The 20,752-nt window shown below is 41.0% G+C and carries 11 protein-coding genes and 1 pseudogene; all 12 read right to left on the reverse strand.

Going from position 1 to position 20,752, the window contains the following annotated elements; genetic code table 11:
* Positions 1-54: 54 nt before the first annotated feature.
* Complete coding sequence (locus AC2TFD_RS26230; protein ID WP_484674230.1) at positions 55-1,509, reverse strand: ABC transporter substrate-binding protein; 1,455 nt, start codon at positions 1,507-1,509, stop codon at positions 55-57.
* 24 nt (positions 1,510-1,533) lie between these two features.
* Complete coding sequence (locus AC2TFD_RS26235; RefSeq protein WP_420489048.1) at positions 1,534-2,466, reverse strand: carbohydrate ABC transporter permease; 933 nt, start codon at positions 2,464-2,466, stop codon at positions 1,534-1,536.
* A gap of 165 nt (positions 2,467-2,631) precedes the next feature.
* A complete protein-coding gene (locus AC2TFD_RS26240) occupies positions 2,632-3,561 on the reverse strand; it encodes an ABC transporter permease (protein WP_335512426.1) in 930 nt (309 codons plus the stop codon).
* A 180-nt stretch (positions 3,562-3,741) separates the two neighbouring features.
* A complete protein-coding gene (locus tag AC2TFD_RS26245; RefSeq protein WP_484674231.1) occupies positions 3,742-6,849 on the reverse strand; it encodes an alpha-mannosidase in 3,108 nt (1,035 codons plus the stop codon).
* A gap of 31 nt (positions 6,850-6,880) precedes the next feature.
* Positions 6,881-8,761, reverse strand: a complete 1,881-nt coding sequence (locus AC2TFD_RS26250) for a family 20 glycosylhydrolase (protein ID WP_484674232.1) — start codon at positions 8,759-8,761, stop codon at positions 6,881-6,883.
* Between the two features lie 45 nt (positions 8,762-8,806).
* Positions 8,807-9,427: a YesL family protein gene (locus AC2TFD_RS26255; protein WP_335512433.1), complete on the reverse strand. Its 621-nt coding sequence runs from the start codon at positions 9,425-9,427 to the stop codon at positions 8,807-8,809.
* A 33-nt stretch (positions 9,428-9,460) separates the two neighbouring features.
* On the reverse strand, positions 9,461-10,789 hold the full coding sequence (locus AC2TFD_RS26260) for a glycoside hydrolase family 125 protein (protein WP_484674233.1): 1,329 nt from the start codon (positions 10,787-10,789) through the stop codon (positions 9,461-9,463).
* A gap of 17 nt (positions 10,790-10,806) precedes the next feature.
* A complete protein-coding gene (locus tag AC2TFD_RS26265) occupies positions 10,807-13,494 on the reverse strand; it encodes an alpha-mannosidase (protein ID WP_484674234.1) in 2,688 nt (895 codons plus the stop codon).
* 383 nt (positions 13,495-13,877) lie between these two features.
* A pseudogene (locus tag AC2TFD_RS26270) lies at positions 13,878-14,153 on the reverse strand (gfo/Idh/MocA family oxidoreductase); the annotation flags it as partial.
* A 212-nt stretch (positions 14,154-14,365) separates the two neighbouring features.
* Positions 14,366-17,575 (reverse strand): beta-galactosidase subunit alpha, encoded by a 3,210-nt coding sequence (gene ebgA, locus AC2TFD_RS26275; protein WP_484674235.1) that lies wholly within the window; start codon positions 17,573-17,575, stop codon positions 14,366-14,368.
* 275 nt (positions 17,576-17,850) lie between these two features.
* Positions 17,851-19,296, reverse strand: a complete 1,446-nt coding sequence (locus tag AC2TFD_RS26280) for an arylsulfatase (protein WP_484674236.1) — start codon at positions 19,294-19,296, stop codon at positions 17,851-17,853.
* 119 nt (positions 19,297-19,415) lie between these two features.
* A complete protein-coding gene (locus AC2TFD_RS26285) occupies positions 19,416-20,675 on the reverse strand; it encodes an anaerobic sulfatase maturase (RefSeq protein ID WP_335512443.1) in 1,260 nt (419 codons plus the stop codon).
* Between the last annotated feature and the right edge of the window lie 77 nt (positions 20,676-20,752).

A 20,752-nucleotide genomic window follows, 5' to 3' on the forward strand; every position in this document is an offset into this window, starting at 1 on the left:
CTCAATTACAATAAAATCAAGCTGAGAGTCACAACTCAGCTTGATTTTTTGTTATTATTTTTGTTCGCTCTTCCATTTATCGAATTGCGTTTGAATTTCCTTTAACACCTTGTCAATTCCAGCCTCTTGTAATTTTTTATTGTATTTTGGCAGGTATTCTTCTGGGTCGACAGATCCTGTTGCCAACGCTGGATAGAACTCTTTAGAGATATTCGTAATCGATGCAAGTTCCGATCTTACTGGGTCACTGTTAAAATGGAAACCAAGGGTTGGTGCTGGTTTTGCAGCTTCATTAAACTCTTTGAATTTTTCCCATTTATCTTTCGGATCATTTTCATATAGATTAAGGATGAAATGGTTTCCTAAAGAATAAGTTGGCAAGTTGTATCGATCAATACGTGCTGGAAGATCTTTAATCGTTCCATCCTCATTCTTTTTGTAGTGAACTCCTTTAATTCCTTTATCAACAAGGTTGCGGAGATATGGATCTGTGTTAAGCAGGTTTAAGAATTCCATTGCTTTCTCAGGATTTTTTGATGTCGCTGAGATCGCCTGGATAGAACCTGATACAGAATCATTAAAAGTAGTTGGTTCTTCAGCTGGTACAGAAACTACATCATATTTAGCTGCACGTGACCATAATGAATCAGCATATGGCTGATAATCTCCCATGCGGACAAACCAGTTTTCTACATCCATTGGCCAGCTGTCCTTACTTGTCGCAGCATCCTCTTTAAGATATCCTGCCTTATAATAATTATGCATTGTTTTATAGGCTTGCATCGCTAAATCAGATTCAAATTGGTTAATAACATGCTCTCTGTCACCATCAATTGGGAAAGCAAATGGCATCTCATTATTAAAGACATAATCAAATGGAAGATAGGCTTTAAATGTTGCCATTGGTGTAATAGAAGGTTCATTTTCTTTAATAACTTTTAGCATTGGCTCAAGGTCTTCTATGCGTTGTACCTTTGAAATATCAAAGTTGTATTTGTCAACAAGACGTTTATTAAATGTATAAACCGATTGTCTAGCGACCTCTTTATTAGTAGGAACACCATATATTTTTCCGTCAATCTTAATGCCCTCTAAAAATGCTGGGTCAATCGCCGCTTTTAGATCTTTTCCTTCCTTGTTTAACAGCTCATCAATCGCTAGGAATGCACCTTTTTGAGAATTTTGAACATAGTCAGTACCATTTGTGAAAATAATATCAAATTGTTCCCCTGAATTAATCATTACTTGTGATTTTTGTGCCCAATCTCCCCAATCAATTTGGGTCATTTTTACAGTGGCATTAATTTCTTCCTTCAGATATTTGTTTACCTCTTCGAATACCTTATCAGTATCCTTTTGTGGAGTTCCAATCGTGTACCATTTAATTTCATATAGTTCGCCATCTTTTCCCTCTTTGTCTGAGGCAGCATTGTCTTTACCGCTGCACGCTGAAAGAATCGTTCCAATGGTAAGAACTAATGCAAGAAGAAGCATTAATCTTTTTTTCATTTCTAACTCTCCTCTTTCTATTATTTATTCTTTAACGCCGCCAATAGTCAGTCCGCTAATAAAGTATTTTTGGAAGAACGGATACGAAACTGCAATTGGTAAAGTCGCGATAACGACCATGGCCATTTTTGCTGACTCCTGTGGAATGGTATTAAACAAGCTTGACTGCATAATAGCTACATCCATATTTTGCCTCATGAATTCAAGATTTGCTTCTATTTTCATGAGCAGTGATTGCAGAGGTACTAAACTAGGTTCATCGATATACAGTAATGCTGTAAACCAATCATTCCAATAACCTAATGTACTAAACAAGGCAATCGTGGCAATTCCCGGTAAGGATAGCGGGAAGATAATTTGGAAGAAGATCCTCCATTCACTTGCACCATCAATCCTCGCTGATTCTAAAATTGACTCAGAAACTGATTTTAGGAAGAAGGTTCTCATAATGATAATATAAAACGCATTCATTGCAAGGGGTAGAATCAATGCCCAAATGGTATTCTTCAAACCTAAAAACTGGGTGACAACAATGTACGTTGGTACTAGACCGCCACTGAAAAGCATAGTAAAAAATGCTAGAAACGTGAAAAATCTGCGATACTTAAATTGTGGCCTAGAAATTGCATAAGCATAAAACGTTATCATAAATACACTAATAATCGTGCCAACAATCGTAATAAAAATTGTAACACCGTAAGATCGGAAGAATTGCGCCTTCATTCCCCATAGATAACGGTAAGCATCCATGCTCCAATCTTGCGGGATCAATTGAAAACCATTTCTTACAATACTTTCTTCACTAGTAAACGAAATAATGATGACATAGAAAAAGGGGAAAATACACATGACTGCTAAAATTCCTAGTAACACACTAATTATGGTATTTACGACTGGGTGCAGGTGTTGAGGGTCTCTATACTTTCTCCTTAAAACCTTAGCCCCGCCCCCTTTCATGTCATTCGTTGATTGTGGCAAAGCTATAGATGATTGAGTTTGCAGTTTCTTTGGCATAGTTTAGCCGCAAAGCGACCTTCCCTCCCTTCTTAGAAAAGCACAAGCTTCTAGGTGCAAAGCTAGCCAATTCTCAAAACTAAATTTTATAATACCCTATTAAATAATCTAAAATAATGCACTTTCGTCATCCACTTTTCTTACGATATAGTTCGTAATGATGACAAGGGTAAATCCAACGGCTGACTGATATAGACCTGCTGCCGTACTCATACCGATATCGCCCAAATTCATAAGTCCGCGGTATACAAATGTATCAATAACATTTGTAACTGAATAAAGTGCCCCCGAATCTCTTGGTACTTGATAAAAGAGTCCAAAATCCGAGTTGAATATTCTTCCGATATTCATGATTGTAAGGATAATCATTAATGGTTTAAGCATTGGCAGGGTAACGTGCTTAATCTGCTTCCACTTCGAGGCACCATCAATCATGGCTGCTTCATAATACGCTCGATCAATCCCGACGATAGACGCTAAATACACGATACTTCCGTAACCGACACCTTTCCACAGGGCCATAAACACCAGAATAAACGGCCAATACTTCGACTCGCTATACCATGCAATCGGATCGATTTGGAACCAGCTAAGAACATGATTCAATAGGCCGTGATCTGTACTTAAGAATGTGAAGACGAAGTAGCTCCCGATAACCCATGAGATAAAGTGCGGGAAAAGGATGGAAGTTTGATAGACTTTTGATAACTTCTTATTCACTAACTCGCTAAGCATAATCGCCGTTCCCACAGCCGCAATTAACCCCACTACTATAAAGATAATATTGTATACGAGGGTATTTCTGGTTATAATCCACGCATCACTTGTACTAAACAAATATTCAAAGTTTTCCCAGCCAACCCACTCACTGTTAATAACACTGGCAAAGAAGCCATCCGGGTGAATCCTGAATTTCTTAAAAGCTAAAACTTGTCCAAACATTGGCAAATAGGAAAATAACAGCAGCCAAATCGTTCCAGGCAGAACCATTAACAGCCAGATTCGATTTTTATATATATCGCTTAGTACTTTTTTCATATTCATCCTCCTCTCTGTTGTTGTAAGCACTTCCATAGCTTTATTTTATAGCGAAAGGCGGACTATTTATAGTTGACTAATTTGGGATTAAGTGCAAAAATCTTAGAAAACTGAAATTTATATATTCGGAATGAAAGATATGACCAGCTGGTGACTACCAGCTGGTCATATCTTTTGATATTACAAGATTCTTATGGTCTTAATTTCATATGGTTTAATTTCGAACTCAATCGGCAAATGGCATACGTCCGCCACTGCTTCTTCCATTAGATTTGTTTCCACCCATGAAGTGATGTTTTTTCCAACATCAACGGTAACCTTCCCTCTTCGTCCCTCATACTCATGCAAGCGGACAATGATTCCATTGCCATCATAAGCAGGCTTAACAGCATCAAACCAGACGTGATCAGAATTTGTATCTAGGAATGACGCTTCTTTAGTCCATTTGCCTTCAACAGCTGTAATCGGATCATTAAGATCCCACGCTTTTTCCACTGTTCTTCCTCTGCGCCAATCCCCGCTATGCGGATACAGCGAATACGTAAAGGAATGCTGTCCTTGGTCAGCTTGCGGATCCGGATGAATCGCTGATTTTAATAACGTTAAGCGCATCACATTTTCCTTAATGTCATAGCCATATTTAGAGTCATTCAGTAAACTTACCCCGTAATCCGGTTCTGACAGGTCAGCCCACTGGTGTCCGACTGTTTCAAACTTCGCCATATCCCAGCTTGTATTCCAATGTGTCGGGCGTTTTACATTGCCATATTGAATATCATAGGTCGCCTCTGTTGCGCGAATATCGACTGGGAAAGAGGCTTTAAGCAATCTTCTTTTTTCATGCCAATCTACATTTGTTTCAAAATCAATCCGGCGGTCATTTTGGTAAAAAACAACCCGCTGAGAAATATGCGAATGGTGATACTTCCACGTAACAAGGATACTAAAGGCAAGTTCCCCGTTTTCTGCCACTTCAAATGTAGCGATATCACGGATTTCTTCCATTTTCTCCTGATAGAAAAGATCAATATCCCAGGCATCATGGGCAAGCGGTTTATCTTCAAATATTTGCAGGACATTGCCGTTTTGACCTTCAGCTAACACATGGCGCTCCGCTTCCTTGTCATAAATCTTGGTAAGCTGGCCAAACTCATTCCATTCCACCTCGTAAAACGGTGTTTCTAACTTTCGGTCATGATACGTAAAATTCGCTGTTCCCGAAGCTGCATCGGCAGGTTCAAAAGACAATTGCTTCGCACCAAAGGATGGAAGTGCATCGACTGCAACAAGCCAGCCGTCATGGCGTTTTTGAGAAGGTAACACCGTGCCGCTTTCATCTGTCCAAACCCCGGCAGTAAAATCAGCAAACTGAGAAATAAACACATTTCTTTGGCCGGTTTGATGCGTTGAATTGAAGACAACAACAGAACGGTCGGCCTGATCGACTCCATTTTCAACAATCTTCGTTTCCACTTGCTGTACGATTTCCAGCGCTTCAGCATATTCTTCCCTAGCATCTTCATACACTTCATGAATCGAAGACCCCGGAATAATATCATGAAATTGATTTCTTAAAATAATCTTCCAACCGTCTTTCAGCTCGGCATCACCTAGCCAAACTCCTTTTTCAGACAGCCAAGAGGATAGGAATTCTGCTCTGCGATATAAAAGTTCAAGCTTACGATTAAATTTTTTCATAAACGCCTGACTTGTATACGTACCACGATGGTATTCCAGATACAATTCGCCATCCCATTTATGGATATAGCCTTTAGAATCTGCCACATTTTGATGAAGCTTTTCGAAAAATTCACCAGCCGTCGACGTTTTCACATTCGGCATACCTGGCATTTGATCGAATCTGCGGCGCATCTCGAGCATGTGGCGGTTGACACCACCACCACCGTCGCCATATCCGTAGGAAAGCAGCAAATCTTTTGACAGGTCCTTATCACGATAGCCCTTCCATGCTCCTTTAACCGTTTTGGCCGTAATAAAGCCATTATACGTGTAGAACCAAGAGTCCGGACCGTTCCATGGTTCCGGTGTCGTGATAAAATGTGTTAAAATCTCTGAACCATCGATTCCCTTCCAATAGAAGGTATCATGCGGCATGCGGTTGTATTGATTCCAGCTGATTTTCGTTGTCATCATGGTTTTGATGCCCGATTTGGTTAAAATCTGCGGCAATGCCCAGCTATAGCCGAACACATCCGGTAACCAAAGGTAGGTACAGTCTACACCAAATTCTTCTTTATAAAAGTTCTTCCCATGGAGGATTTGGCGTACCAAAGACTCTCCGCTTGGGATATTACAGTCGGCTTCCAGCCACATCGCACCGCCAGCTTCCCACTGCCCTTCAGCAATTCTTGCTTTCATTTGTTCATAGATTTCAGGATAATCGGTCTTGATATAATCATAGAGCTGCGGCTGTGTTTGCAGGAATAGATATTCCGGGAACTGCTTCATTAAATGAAGCACCGTCGAGAAAGAACGGGCAGATTTTTCCCTTGTATTCCGTAAACGCCAGAGCCAAGCGACATCAATATGAGTGTGACCAACCGTATGAATCGTAATATCGGATGTTTTTTCAATTGCTTGAAGTGCTTCTGTTAAGCGTGTTTCTGCTTCGTAGCACGATTCATAAAATTCAGCACTTCCAGGTTCGGTCCAATTTATTTCATGCAAGGCATCTTGAAGCAGCTGTTTTAAAACAGAATAATTAGGATCCGCTTCATTCGTTTCCTTTAACACCTCATACCCTGCTAAAAGCGTATAGTATAAATTGTCCACTCGCGTATCGAGCCAGCCAATTTTCGCCATCTCCATTTTAAACTCATTCTCAACTGGGGTACCCCCGCCTTCTAGCCCCGACCAAAGTCTAAAGTCTAAACGAATAGGACCATTACCGGTTTGCTCATCAAAGAGAACCTCTTCGTGATTGGAATCAACACCCTGGTATGGCTTTCCATTGACAAATAATAAAGATTCAAAGCCTGAATTATTCCCGCCGCCTGTCTTACCGAAGGAAAACAGACCGACTACCTGCTTGCTGCTGATTGGCAGATGACAATCAACATCCGCATGAAGCCAGATATATCGGTCCCGGCCTTTCCAATAATCCCCCAGCTTCATGACACTTTTTTCATCGTACGATATCGGCGGGTAGGCCCCAACCTTGCCGTCATCTTCCTGTGTAGTAAATTGATCAATCGTCATGCAATCGCGATAACGGTAACCTTCTAATTCATAAATACGCGCTTCAAACTTTCTTTCTGTTAAAAACAATCTAATCACCTCTTTAAGTCATTTCTATTCTTTATAATGAAAAGTTTCCTGCAGTAACGATCCGATGATAAATATTGCCGCCAACTAAGCCGTCAACAATTTCCCAAGGCCCATCATGGCGTAATCGTTCTTCTTCTAATTCCTCAATAACAGAAATCCTGCCCTCCAGCCAATCTTGAATCCGATATTTTACCGAGTCAATCCGGGTAATAACGCCGCCGTATCGAATATCAATTACCTCCCAGCCAAACGGCTTATAGGCTGCAAACCATACTTCTCGGTGCTTTTGACGTAATAGGTTCACATTGGTTTGAATCCAATCCAGCTCTGAGAGGATTGTTCTCATTTTCTCGTAATCTTTTTGATCGTAAACTTCTTTTATCTTAATTCCGATTTCCGCCTTCACGCTTAGAACCCTTGCCAATTGCTCATAAAAGTCAAATAGACTTTCCCATTTTGGGTTGTTGTGTTTTGCTTTTTCAATCTCAGAAACTAGTTTTTTATAATGAGCCCTTAAGGATAATCCTTTACTATTTTCATCGTATAAACCGATTAGTATATCCTGATACAGCAATACTTTAGAGGTCATCGATGTATTCATATTGTCCTTCATGATTCCAGGAGTTTCATCCAACTTTTTCAGGACCATGAAATCATCAAAATTTCCTTTACCACAGAATGCATAGCGCTCAGCTGTTTGTTCTAAGGTGACTTCCTTATGATAGGTGTGCTCCGCAAATAATTGTAGGATTGGTAAGGATGTAGAGAAAGGAGTTTCGGCTCCATTGTCGCCCCACAACGTTACAAACATTTCTTTTATGCCCTCTTTTTTACATGCCGCCATAGCAGCCTCCGTCGTCGCAATGGCTTTCCCATAGTTAGGGACAATCCCATTCCATGTCCACGCACCGCCAGCAAAAATCGGAGTCTGGCCGAGTAGCTTATGGTGTTGGAAGTCTTTCTCATAAACTTCCTGCTCTCTCCGGTAATAATTCCAATAAACAAGCTCTACATCAGGGATGGAGGCAAGTATTTCTTCCGGAATCTTGCCGTTTTCATCTCGGTATTTACTGTCTTCCGAAAACAATGGAAGGTACATATCGCTCCAAATCATCGGTTTTAAATCATACTTATCCGTAATCGAAACGACCTTTTCCAAATGCCTATTCATGATGGCAATATGATTCTCATAGCCATGTTTTTCTAAATATTTTCCTAAGCCAAGCTGAAACGTCTCATCCATACCGATATGAATACGCTTGGTACGGAAAGGCTCGGAGGCAGCCCTGATACAATTTTCCAAGAATTCATACGTCACCGGCTCATCAACCAATAAAATATCGTCTGTGTCTTTAAAGCTTGAGGCATAATTCCATTTAAGTGCTTCCCGTAAATGGCCCAATGACTGAATACAAGGGATCATTTCAATCCCTAATTTCACCGCATAGTCATCACATGCCTTTAACTCCTCAGCCGAATATCTTCCCCGCATATATCCAAAATAAGGATGTTCCTTTACCTCGTACGTATCCTCTGTATAAAGCATTAGGGTATCTAGGCCCATTAAAGCCATTCTTTGCAGAAGCTTTTCTACATCAGAAACAGTTGGGACCGCATTCCTAGAAGCATCGAGCATAACACCGCTCATTTCAAACTGTGGCTCCTCTGACAAGTCAAACTCGTTCTCTTTCCTAAAATGTTCTAGGAATAATCCTAAGCCGCGAAAAAAATGAATTGGCCTCTCGAAGCTAATTTCTCCCTGGCCATTTTGATTCATGACACGCAATGGACCTTTTTGCTGTTTCACATGAATTGGATAGCCATCCTCTGAAAGTTGAACCGTTAAATTCTCTGTTATAAGATTAAATCCCTCGGCAATGGAGGATACGTCACCGGTTACGTGTAGTTTCATCTTTCTCCCTCATCTCATTTCACTTTTATTACGCACTATGCAGCCCTAAGAAAGAGATAATCTTTTCTCTAGCGTGTTAAACCGAATCAAATTGACTCTCATCATCCAATAAGCAGGAGCAACTCCGGAAATAAACGGAATTAGACCTGGCATCCTAATTAAGAGCATGCCAATAACCAATAGCCCTAATCCAATCCATATCGTGGATGGCAATCCTGTTAAAGCAAATAAAAAGGATTGTTTTACATATTCTTTCGTTGACAGTTCATAATGGACATAAATCGAAAAGTAATTACCAACAGCCAATAGCATGACAAACACTAAGATATAAAAGATGATTAACAGAAAACTGCCAAAAACGCCTGTCATGACTTGCTCTACAATACGAATATCGACGAAAAGAAAAAGGCCAATGCTATAAAAAACAAGGCCTATTTTATTGCTTCTTTTCCATTCCTTAAAATAAACTTGCTTAAATGTCGCCCATACAGGTAAATCCGTTTCTTTTCTCAGCCATTTCCGCACAATGGTAAACAGGGCAATGGATGCTGGAAAAAAACCAAAGATCCCTAACCCAAGGATGGTAAAGGTCATCCAGTATAGATTGACCAAGATTCCCCTCCAGATCCATTCACAAACGACAATCATCCATGGAACTTTTTTCATGATCCATCACCCTTTCAAAAGATTAACTAAGTTTCAAGCTTGATTGCTTTTGTTCTTCATTAATTGGTCACAGAGCGGACTTCCTTTTACAGCTTTACCCGTTAAACTTAAGACGAATTCACTAAACATTGTGTTTGCCCATGCAAACCAGTCTCTTGTAAATTCTTCAGGGCGGTCAGCATCAAAGCCTTCATGCATAAAACTAGTACCACCGTCTGTTTGTTTAAAATAGGCAAGAATTTCTTGCTTTTCTGCTTCACTTGTTGTAGTCATTCCTTGAATTGCCAGTGCGATATGCCAAATATAATGATCAGGCGTGTGCGGACTGCCAATTCCATTTGCATATTTTCCTTCGTAATAATATGGATTATCCCTGCTTAAAAGGAAGGACCGTGTGTTTAAATAGGCTGGATCATCATATGGAAGATAGCCTAAGTACGGTGCTGCAAGCAGGCTAGGAACATTGGCATCATCCATTAAATTCACTCGTCCTTCTCCATCCGTTTCGTATACAAACATGTCTCCATGTATCGGGTGGTCCAGCTTTGCATATTGTTCAATACCCTTTTGAATTTCTTCACGAAGCTTTAGGCATTCTTCTTTTAATGCTGGAACGTTAAGAACATCACTCATTTCCGCTGCATACCCTAAGACGACTACTGCAAACATATTAGCCGGGACAAGGTAACCATATGTGCAGGCATCATCGCTTGGACGGAAAGCACTCCATGTCATACCTGTTTGTGCTACTCGTCCTCCCTTGCCCTCACGGATTAACGTATCTGACTGGCGGCAATCCGTACGCTCAAACCGATAAGAGGATTGATTTTCATGATCCTGCTCTGTCCGCCATACCTGAATAATCGTCTCCATCACCTGTTTGAACGTTTCATTTATAAGAGTCGTGCGTCCTGTTGACTTCCAATATAGGTAGGCAAGCTGGATGGGATAGCACAAGGAATCAATTTCATACTTCCGTTCCCAAATATGCGGTGTCATCTTGGTCAGATCCGTTTGGTGCCCCTTCCCATTTGCTGTTTGATTAAACGCATTGGCATACGGATCATGCAAAATGAAATCAAACTGTTGGCGAATAACTCCTTCAAGTAGAGTAGCCATTTCTTCATCCTCTTCAGCAGCAAGTAAATAAGGTCTTACCTGTGCGGCTGAATCTCGTAGCCACATCGCCGGGATATCCCCGGTAATTACGAATGTTTTCCCATCATCTTGTTTCTTTAACGTAGTGGTATACGTATTAGTAAAGCATTGCTCAAACATATGCTGTAACTTTTCATCCTGCGGGAAAAATTCTTTTACATGTTGGATAAGTTTTTGCATGGATTCAGGAATTACTGTTGTCATTGTACCCGCTCCTATCTCTATTTTTTAAAACCTAATGTGATAATTTCGTACTTCCCTACTTCATATACTTCTTGGACAAGGTCAGTATGTTCTTCAAGGATGTTACTCTTATAGGGTTCATAATCCTTGATATCAGCCTTAAGATTGGCCTTTTCTTCTGCTGGATTAAACCAGCGAATCATCACATCTTCATAATCTTCCGCTACTCTCATTGAAGTCCAAACAAGTCCATTGGATTCTGTTTGAACAAACTGATGTGTTTCCGGTAATTCACCTTTATGGACGCTTGTCTGAACAACCAGAAGCGGCACTTTGTATTGATACGCATCGACATATGCCTGCGATTGGATGACATCTTTTTCATGCGGCAGGACTTGCCATTCTGCTGTTTGCATTCCTTGGCATTGTGCTTCAGGTGTAGGGAAATAACCCCAGTCCCCGAGCTCTGTTGTCGCACGAAGCACGGTTACTGCAATGGTGCCATTCTCCGGGAGAATTTCATATTCTTGTAGACCATCTGTCGCTACGGTTAATCCTATTCTTTCATCCGCTAGGCTGGCAAATCGCTGCTGGTGATGACAAAAGCTCGGATTTTCCCATTCCTTCTCTGGCGTATTCGGGCGGGTTGCAATTTCAAAAATACTGTCAGCTTTATGTGTTTCCGTCCGTAAATCGGTTGGGAACAAGACACGCAGACGATGATCGGTTGCTTGGTTGTCAATCGTCAGCTTAAATGTCGGACCCTTCATTCCTTTTTCAAGTGTGACAACCGTTTGCATGGTGATCGTTGTCATATCGTCCGATCTTCCTGCTTCTCTTTCCTTATGCCAAATAAGCCTATTCCGTTCCAACGCTAAGCGATCATCTGCAGAGACCGGTATCAATAATTTGTGTGTAAACTCTAAGACTGTTCTGAGTGTGCTTCTTTCTAGGAAATTAAATTCCGCTGCTATACCCTTTGTCGTAATAGCGGCAAACCCCTTTGCTTCCTTGTACATATATTCGTTACCAATATCCCCAGTGTCTTCGTAAATTCCGAGACGATGGAAGGACTCACCGGTATCTTTATGCATTAAATCATAGCTGCCATCTTCATGAAACTGGAGATGTACATATTCATTTTCCATTACGAACTCGGTTTCTGAAGAAGACACATACTTCTGCTCTTCTTCTGCCTCTGGCACTAGGTAGAATGTTTTATATCCAAATGACGGAATTCCCTCTGCAAAAAACGAAAGCTTGGCTCGTTTAGCAAAAAACGGCTGACGGAATTTATCATCTGGTAAGTCATAGCCGAACTCAACGGCAGGGCTTTCAAGCTGATAGTCAACCGAATTGCCTTCCCCATCAACCAGTTTATATCCTCCCATTGGTTTATCCTGTAAATAAACGGGAATTTCTTCAAAGTGCATTTGTGAAAAATATACTTTTTCTAGATCGACTACTTTTGAAATGACTTCATTTTTCTCCCAACCAGTCGTATTCATGACAACTAGCGGAATGCCTCCTCCAGGTGTCTGTGAAGTGTCAACTTTTTGTGCAAGTGCAGTTGCGTTTTCCTCGACAAATACCTCTCCCATTTGTGCTACCGTTTCAAAACGAGTAACCATTTCACGGTGAACTTCATCGACACTACAGCCGCAAATACTGTCGTGAGGGTGGTTTTTCATCAATGATTTCCACATAAAGCGGATGTATTCCCGCGGGTATGCGCCACCTGCTAAGGCTAACATGGTTGCCAACGGCTCAGCGTTCTTTTCCAAAAGAGTTTGACAGTGATGATTCATTTGCTTTAAATAAATACGGCTTGATGCAGTATTTACAAGGGTGGACCAGCCATCTGTCCGCTGATTGCGCAATTCCCCTTCGATTACTTGGAGCTGTTCAGGCAGTGCTTGTTTCAACGCTTCCGTATATTCGTCAAAACTAGAATGAATAAACTGATAATCTGGATATAAGGCAGCTGCCGTATCAATCGCTTCTGGAATTGTCTTTTGCAGCGGCTGATGATCGCAGCCATTCATAAACAGCAACTGATTTGTTGAGGCATATTTCTCAGCATCTTGGAGCTTCTTATCCCAGAAAGCTTTGGCTTCTTCTACATCCATCGGGATTTCATTCCCATTGGAATACCAATTGGCAAAAAGAATTCCTAAAACACTTGAACCATCAGGTGATTTCCAAATCATCTCAGAATAAGGTGATTCATAGTCAGGAACGTCTGATACCGTGTTATTAAAGCCGGTCGGTTTCACTCCTCTGCCAAAGGCAGCCGTGTCAATTCCCGCTTGCTTTAAAAGCTGGGGAGCCTGCCCGTAAATACCGAAAGTATCCGGAAAATAACCTATTTTTGAAACATGTCCAAATTCTTTCGTATCATGCATACCAATCAGCAGGTTTCGAACATTTGCTTCTGAGCTTGTTAGAAACGCATCCTGCAGTACATACCAAGGACCGATATGAAGCTTTTTCTCTTCTATTAATCTCTTAACAATTTCCCGATTCTCGGGGTGAACGGCGAAATAATCCTCCAACAGAACCGTTTGTCCATCTAGATGAAACGATTGAAAGCCGCTTCCTTCCTTATTAAACTGTTCAATAAGATTATTCATAAGCTGTATAAAATAATAGCGGTGTTTCTCAAAAGGTAAGTACCATTCCCTATCCCAATGAGAATGAGATATAATATGGGCTGTCTTGTTCACGAGACTTTCACTCCTTTAACGATTTCTAAAGCGCGAAAACGCTGTCATTAATTATAAATAAAATACTTCTAGTACATACAATAAGAAAACCAGACGCAAACAGCAATAGAATAGTGGCAAGTCATAAAGTTATTACAGTCGATATAAAATTAATCCATAAAATGAATGATCTATTAAAAAGGGTCCTGTTTTCCACTGCATAGTTACAGTGAAAAACGGGACCCTATGGTGTCAAATGAATGTGAGGTTCAGAGCATACCTTTGCCGCCAAAAGACCTTCACGTACTAGCAGCCGAAGACTATCAACAATAATCCCAATTTTGTTTGCTAACTTCTATCACGATTCACCTCATCCTAAAATCTATATCCTTGTCACCTAAATCCTAAATGGTCACATTCGATTGTTCAAAAGTGATTTCCTTACCTGTTTCACTAGACTCATAGATACCGCATAATATTTTCATCAATTCCACACCATCTTCAACTGGACTGATGGTTTGTTCTTCCCCCTGGCAGCATGCAACGAACTGGTCAATTTCATTTTGGAAAGCCTGATTGAAATCAAAGGACAGGGCATCAATTTGCGGCTGTAGGTTTATAATCGTATTATTTTTTTCTGTTACGATAACAAGTTCCAGTTCAATTTCTGCCCCGCCATATTCCTGCGCCTTTCTTAGTGCCGTTTCCTCATGAATATCACAGATTCCTGTTATCTCGCCATTTCATTTTTACTGATATGCTCTAGGTGGACATTGGCAATTCCGCCTGCCCCGACAAAGCCTACTCTTACTTTTTTCAATGGTCTGCCTCCTATTAAAAAAATCAAGACAAAACGCAGCCTGTTCTTATACAAACAAGCTGCGTCTTTTCTTTATACTACAGGAATACTGCTTTCCTTCTTGCTATGCTTTGATCGTACCGACTTGCTGATTTCCACTGGCGAAATCTCATCTGTAGAGAATGGCTTTAAGTGAACAGCAAACTGGAACTCTTTATTTTCTAAGCGATACGGTTCCGTCACATCTGGCCCGCAGCTGGCGGATCCAAGACCATGCTGTTGATGATCCAGGTTAAACGTAATAAAATCTTGCTTTTTCAAATCATACGTATGCTTGGCCTGATCTAAGTTTTCCGTTGTATAATAGTGAGCACTGAAATCAAGCGTTGGATCGCCCGCTGCGACAAAGCCCAGACCGCTGGTGTTCGTTAACGATACCCAGCGAACGTCATGGCGATTGCCATTCTCCTGCGGATAAATGTATGGAGTATACAGGTCTTCTACCTTTTTAGCATAAACGCCAACACGATTGGCCTGCCTGCTGTCGCTGTATGCTTCACCAGGTCCTTGTCCATACCAAGATACATTATCTAAATAAACGGGCAGCTTCATTTGTAAGCCCAGACGCGGGAAGGTTTTTGGTCCATTTCCTTCTGGACAGCCTTTCACATCGATGGATAGCTCGCCATTACTATGAATTGTATACGTATAAGTAACGTTAATTCCCCAAGCTAATATTGGAGGGGCAATCCGAACTATGGAAGTGATCACAACCTTATCGCCCGCTGTTTGCTGCCACTCAACGCCATTGACACGGTGCTGAAGCCAATGTAAGCCATATTGCTTCCACTCAGCCGCAGAACGGTGATCATTATCAATTAAGGCTCGCCATAATTGAAGCTTTGGTCCTTCTTCCAATAAATTAACTCCTCGATAAGACCATGAATTCAGTGTTCCAAAAACGAGATCAAACTCCACCTGGAAATCTTCTCCCCGAACCAGCAGCTTATTATTCCATTCCTGACAATCCAGGTGCTGATGAAGAGAGTGAACCAATTCCCTTTCAACACTGGTTGTGGCAGGTAATTCAAACTGTGCCCAAGCAATCTCATGCCCTGTTTTTGCCCATAGTGTATCAGCGGCCAACGTAAATTGAAGGTTTAACCAATAATCCGTTTGCGGCAGAATTAGCTCTGGAAGCTTATACGGAATTGCCAGCGTCACCGTTTCACCTGGTGCTACATCAGGAGCTGGCAGCACGCCTTGTTCAATAAGCTTGCCATCTGCCTCAACCGACCAGGATAAGTTCAAATGATCTAAAGAAATAAAATCATACCGGTTCTTAATCCGCACATTCCCAGTTTTCAAATCCATAACTTCTACATGAACAGGTTCAATGACCTTTTTATACTCAATTAACCCTGGAGACGGCGTTCGATCGGGCCTCACAAGTCCGTCAATTACAAAATTATTATCATTCGGTTTATCACCGAAATCTCCGCCGTAAGCAAAGTACTCCTCGCCATCTTCGGTAAATTGACGGATTCCATGATCACACCATTCCCAGACAAAACCGCCTTGTAAACGTTTGTATTGGTAAAAAAGATCCCAATACTCTTTAATACCGCCAGGACCATTCCCCATCGCATGGATGTATTCACAGAGAATATGCGGCTTGTTCAAATCCGTTCTTTGCCCCAATTGTTCCATTATCTCAATTGATGTGTACATCGTGGTATGCACATCGGAAACTGCTGGATCCATTTTTGGATTATCGTTGTCTTGAATCATAATACTTCTAACTTCACCTTCATAGTGAACAAGGCGTGTCGGGTCATTTTCTTTGATCCATCTGCCCATTGCTTCATGGTTACATCCAAATCCTGATTCATTTCCTAATGACCACATAATAACCGAAGGGTGATTCTTATCGCGTGCTACCATCCGTTTAGCTCGATCAATATAAGCATCTTCCCACTCAGGATCATCACTTAACTTTCCTCGATCGATATTCGCCTTTACCCAATCTGGATTATCACCTAGTAAAGCATTACCAGCACGTTCAAAGCCATGGGTTTCTAAGTCCGCTTCATCGATGACATACAGACCGTATACATCACAAAGCTCATAGAATCTCGGATCATTTGGATAATGGGCTGTCCTGACCGCATTGATATTATGCTGTTTCATCAGGATGACATCCTTCTCCATTGCATTGAGTGGCACGGCCCGTCCTAAATCTGGATGAGAATCATGACGATTGACACCCTTGAATTTAATGGCTTCACCATTTATTAGCACAACACCATCCTTCAATTCGATTGAACGGAATCCAGTTTTATTTGGAATTACCTCTATCACATTCCCAGCACCATCCTTTAACGTAATCAATAAATGGTACAAATATGGATGATCGGCGGACCACTTTTCAGGATTCTCAACGGGAATGTCGATGTTAACACTGATTAATCGATTGTCAGGCAGAAGCACCTTCTGTGAATTTCCTGTCACCAAAGTCCCGTCTTGATTAAGAAGGCGGTATTCAAGCTGGTAATTTTCCATCACTTGGCTGGTGCCATTTTCAATGACTGTATTAATGGAAAGGGTCGCATTTTGATACTGATCATCCAAGTTGGTTGTGACGAAAAAGTCTTGAATATGAACCATTGGTTTTGCTAATAAATACACATCCCTAAAGATCCCGCTTAACCACCACATATCCTGATCTTCTAGGTAGGTGCCATCAGACCATTGATAGACTCTAACTGCTAATGTATTTTCGCCCTCATGGATGTAAGGGGTGATATCAAATTCAGCTGGAATTCGGCTGCCCTGGCTATAGCCGACCTCTTGGCCATTGACCCACACATGGAACGCACTGTCTACACCCTCAAAATGTAAGATGATTTTTTGCTGGAGCCATTGGGCTGGAATATAAAAATTCCTTCGATAGGAGCCCGTTGGATTTTCTGTTGGTACATACGGCGGATCCACCGGAAACGGGAATTGAACATTCGTATAATGCGGCTTTCCATATCCATTCATCTGCCAATGGGAAGGAACGATGAGCTCATCCCAGTCACTCACATCAAAATGATCTTGATGAAAGTTCTCTGGAGCAAGCCCCGGGTTTTCAGCATAATGAAACTTCCAGCTTCCATTTAAAAGTTTAAATTCTTGGGAATTTCCTCTATCATATGTTAAAGCAGAACGTTCATCGGAAAACGATAGAAAGTACGCCCGTTCAGCCATTCTGTTTTTATGCAGTACGGTAATGTTTTCCCAATCATTTCTCTTAATCATTCAAACTACCTCCAAAAAGTTTCTTTTTTTGAATTGTAATATTTTCTTTCTCAAAACTCTCTGAAAACCCTTCCAATTACTCCTCCAAAGAATAGCATCATATTTAAATTGTTTTATCTGAATTTCATCTTTTATTAAAATATTTCTATTACTCATAAAAAAAGTCTTATTCTCTGTTTGTGTTATCGATAACAACATTCTAACAGTTGTGTATTCAATGTCAATTCAAAACCTGATAAAAAATAATAGAACTCGGGCGAGTTCTATTATTTTTTTTATCTATTATTCAATACAGCTTTCGGCTTACAACCCATTATTAACTGAGTTCCGTCACTGTATCCTTCCTCTCTTCCTTCTAGTTCCTCAATAAGAATATTTCTCATGTATGCTATTTTCTCTGGATATCTATCATCTTGACTTAAGTTATAGATTTCTTGCGGATCATTATCTAAATCAAAATACTGTTCGACACCTGTTTGCGAATACCAAATATATTTTTCTTTGCCGTTTACGATATAGTGATGAGATAAATCACCAAATGAATGCTCTCCATGGAGGTAAGGTCTCCAATCTATATCCATTCCTTTTGCGAGCGGAATAACACTTTTTCCTTCTACCGTTTCAGGTACCTTAGCATCCGCTGCCTCTAATAAAGTCGGCATGATATCTCGCAGTTCAATAATTTTGTCACAGGTTGTACCCTTTTGGATACCAAGCTGATTTCCAGGGTCAGAAAGAATAAAAGGGATTTTCGCGCTGCCTTCATATGCCAGCGATTTAGCTAGAAAATGATGATCCCCCAGTAGTTCCCCATGGTCAGAGACAAACAAAATGACTGTATTATGATAAACTTGATATTCAATCATGGACTGAATAAAACGGCCAATTTGGTCATCAATATGCGCTATTAATGCATAATAAGCTGCACGTGCGCGCTTAAGGCGCTGTTCCGGAACCACCCCTCTTCTTGTTGTAGGGAGCAGCCCTAATCCTGCCTCATCTTTAGCCGCCCATGTTCCAATCACTGGATCATCTATCTCCTTACTCATATAGTAATCAAAATAGGCTTGTGGTGGATCAAACGGTGGATGCGGGCGAACGAACGACATTTTTAAGAAAAATGGTTTTCTTGGATCCCGCCGTCTCAGAAAATCAATCGATTGAGTAACAACCCAATTCGTTGGATGAAACTCTTCCGGCAAATGCCAAGGACGGCTCATCGCAGAAGCATTACAATCTAAACCAATATCCGTTAAATCCCGATGACCGCCAAGACGCTCCCGGAGCCATGGCAAGTAATCATCAGTTTGTTCAAACGACTCTTGATATGGCGTATTTTTAAAACGATTATGATGCAAATAGCCATCATGTAAAATGACATTGTGAAATCCGCATAAATTCCTGGAAGGATACACATGCATTTTTCCGACACTTTGGGTATGATAGCCCGCATGGCTCATTTCTTCCGGCAGCATATGCGGGTAATCCCAAGGCACTCGGTCCTGATACCCCACCCGTCCGGTTGAACGCTGTGACATACCAGTTAATACAGCAGCACGTGCCGGGACACATGTCGGCGTTGCACTGTAAGCATTCCCAAACGTAACACCTTCCGCTGCTAATTGATCTAGATTGGGCGTTTCAACGATTGGGTGACCTGCAGAGCTTAAACAATCAAATCTCATCTGATCAACCATGATCAATAAAACATTGGGCTTCATTTCTCTTCTCCACCTTAACCTTTAATTGAACCTGCAATTCCATCTACAAAATATTTTTGGGAAATGAGGAAAACATTAAACGATATAAATTCCTATTTATATTCCACATAATTTATGTCCTAACTGACACGAAGGTCTGCACAGCATTGTTTGTATTTTTTCCCGCTGCCGCACGGACAAGGATCGTTCCTCTTTGGAGACTTTCCTTTAAAAAAGCGTGCCACATTCTGCTGGAATAAGTGGGATCTAACTTTATCCCCAAGCTGCTTCATCCGACCATCTGCATACCTGTAAATTTGCTTATAGCTCGAACAAAAATAGTCAACCTCTGATGTCGAACGATCAGCACTCCATTTCCGGTTACGAGGACATCCACCGTGGCAGAGCTTCTTCCAATCGCACGTTTTGCAAGGTTCAGGAAATGTTGGCTTCATTTTGAGGAAGGTATCATATAATGGGTTGGATAATAGTTGATCAATAGAATCCGTTGCGACATTACCAATCTTCCATTCTGGATTAATGAAAAAGTCGCAAGGGAAGGCATCCCCATTTTGTTCTAGAATAATCGTTTGCGGGCATGACGCCATATGGACACATGAACCAGGCTCCCGATTTACATAAACAGAAAGCATTTCATCAAAGAAGCGGATCGAAGTCCTTGGTTCGCCATTGTTATACCAATAATCAAAGGCTTCACAAAGGAAGGCGCCGTACTCTTCCGGAGTAATATCGTAATCACCGGGAGCGTTAACCTCTTGAGCACGAAAATCCATACATGGGATAAATTGAACAAAACCAAATCCCTCAGATTCGAAAAATCGCATCAGCTCTGTTGCTTTTCCAACATTCCCCTTATGCACGACAGTTAAAATATTAAAATCTACCCCATGCTTACGAAGGTACCCAATTCCCTTCATAACCCGGTCAAAGCTGCCCTGCCCCCGTGAATCCACTCTTCGGGTATCATGAATCTCCTTTGGTCCATCTAAACTGACTCCAACTAAAAATTGATACTGTTTAAAAAAAAACGCCAATTTATCATTTAGTAACGTTCCATTGGTTTGGAGTGAGTTAGAAATAATTGTATTCTTCGGTGCGTATTTAGCTTGAAGAGCTACTACTTCCTCAAAAAAATCAAGCCCTGCTAGTAAAGGTTCTCCTCCTTGCCAGGCAAAGGATGCAACCCCATTTGACCTCTCCATATATTCCTTCATAAACTTATCTAAAATCACGGAATCAATTCGGTTAATTTTTTTTCCTGGTTTTCCGCCGCAAGTACTGTAATAACAATAATCACAAGCTAAATTACAATCCTCAGATACCGTCTTCCACATTACACTTATATTTCGATGTTCTGTCATCAAACATCCAATGCTCATTCGTTTTACCTCTATCCCGATATAGTTGAAAACCCTGACTAGACATCAGGGCTGCAATTGATTCTACTTTTCTGTTA

This window comes from Neobacillus sp. plas4 (genome assembly GCF_057221695.1).

Excerpts from the sequence above, each read along its gene's own strand:
- AC2TFD_RS26230 (WP_484674230.1), bottom strand. The coding sequence starts at position 1,509 with ATGAAAAAAAGATTAATGCTTCTTCTTGCATTAGTTCTTACCATTGGA.
- AC2TFD_RS26235 (WP_420489048.1), bottom strand. The coding sequence starts at position 2,466 with ATGAAAGGGGGCGGGGCTAAGGTTTTAAGGAGAAAGTATAGAGACCCT.
- AC2TFD_RS26240 (WP_335512426.1), bottom strand. The coding sequence starts at position 3,561 with ATGAAAAAAGTACTAAGCGATATATATAAAAATCGAATCTGGCTGTTA.
- AC2TFD_RS26250 (WP_484674232.1), bottom strand. The coding sequence starts at position 8,761 with ATGAAACTACACGTAACCGGTGACGTATCCTCCATTGCCGAGGGATTT.
- AC2TFD_RS26255 (WP_335512433.1), bottom strand. The coding sequence starts at position 9,427 with ATGAAAAAAGTTCCATGGATGATTGTCGTTTGTGAATGGATCTGGAGG.
- AC2TFD_RS26260 (WP_484674233.1), bottom strand. The coding sequence starts at position 10,789 with ATGACAACAGTAATTCCTGAATCCATGCAAAAACTTATCCAACATGTA.
- ebgA (WP_484674235.1), bottom strand. The coding sequence starts at position 17,575 with ATGATTAAGAGAAATGATTGGGAAAACATTACCGTACTGCATAAAAAC.
- AC2TFD_RS26280 (WP_484674236.1), bottom strand. The coding sequence starts at position 19,296 with ATGAAGCCCAATGTTTTATTGATCATGGTTGATCAGATGAGATTTGAT.
- AC2TFD_RS26285 (WP_335512443.1), bottom strand. The coding sequence starts at position 20,675 with ATGAGCATTGGATGTTTGATGACAGAACATCGAAATATAAGTGTAATG.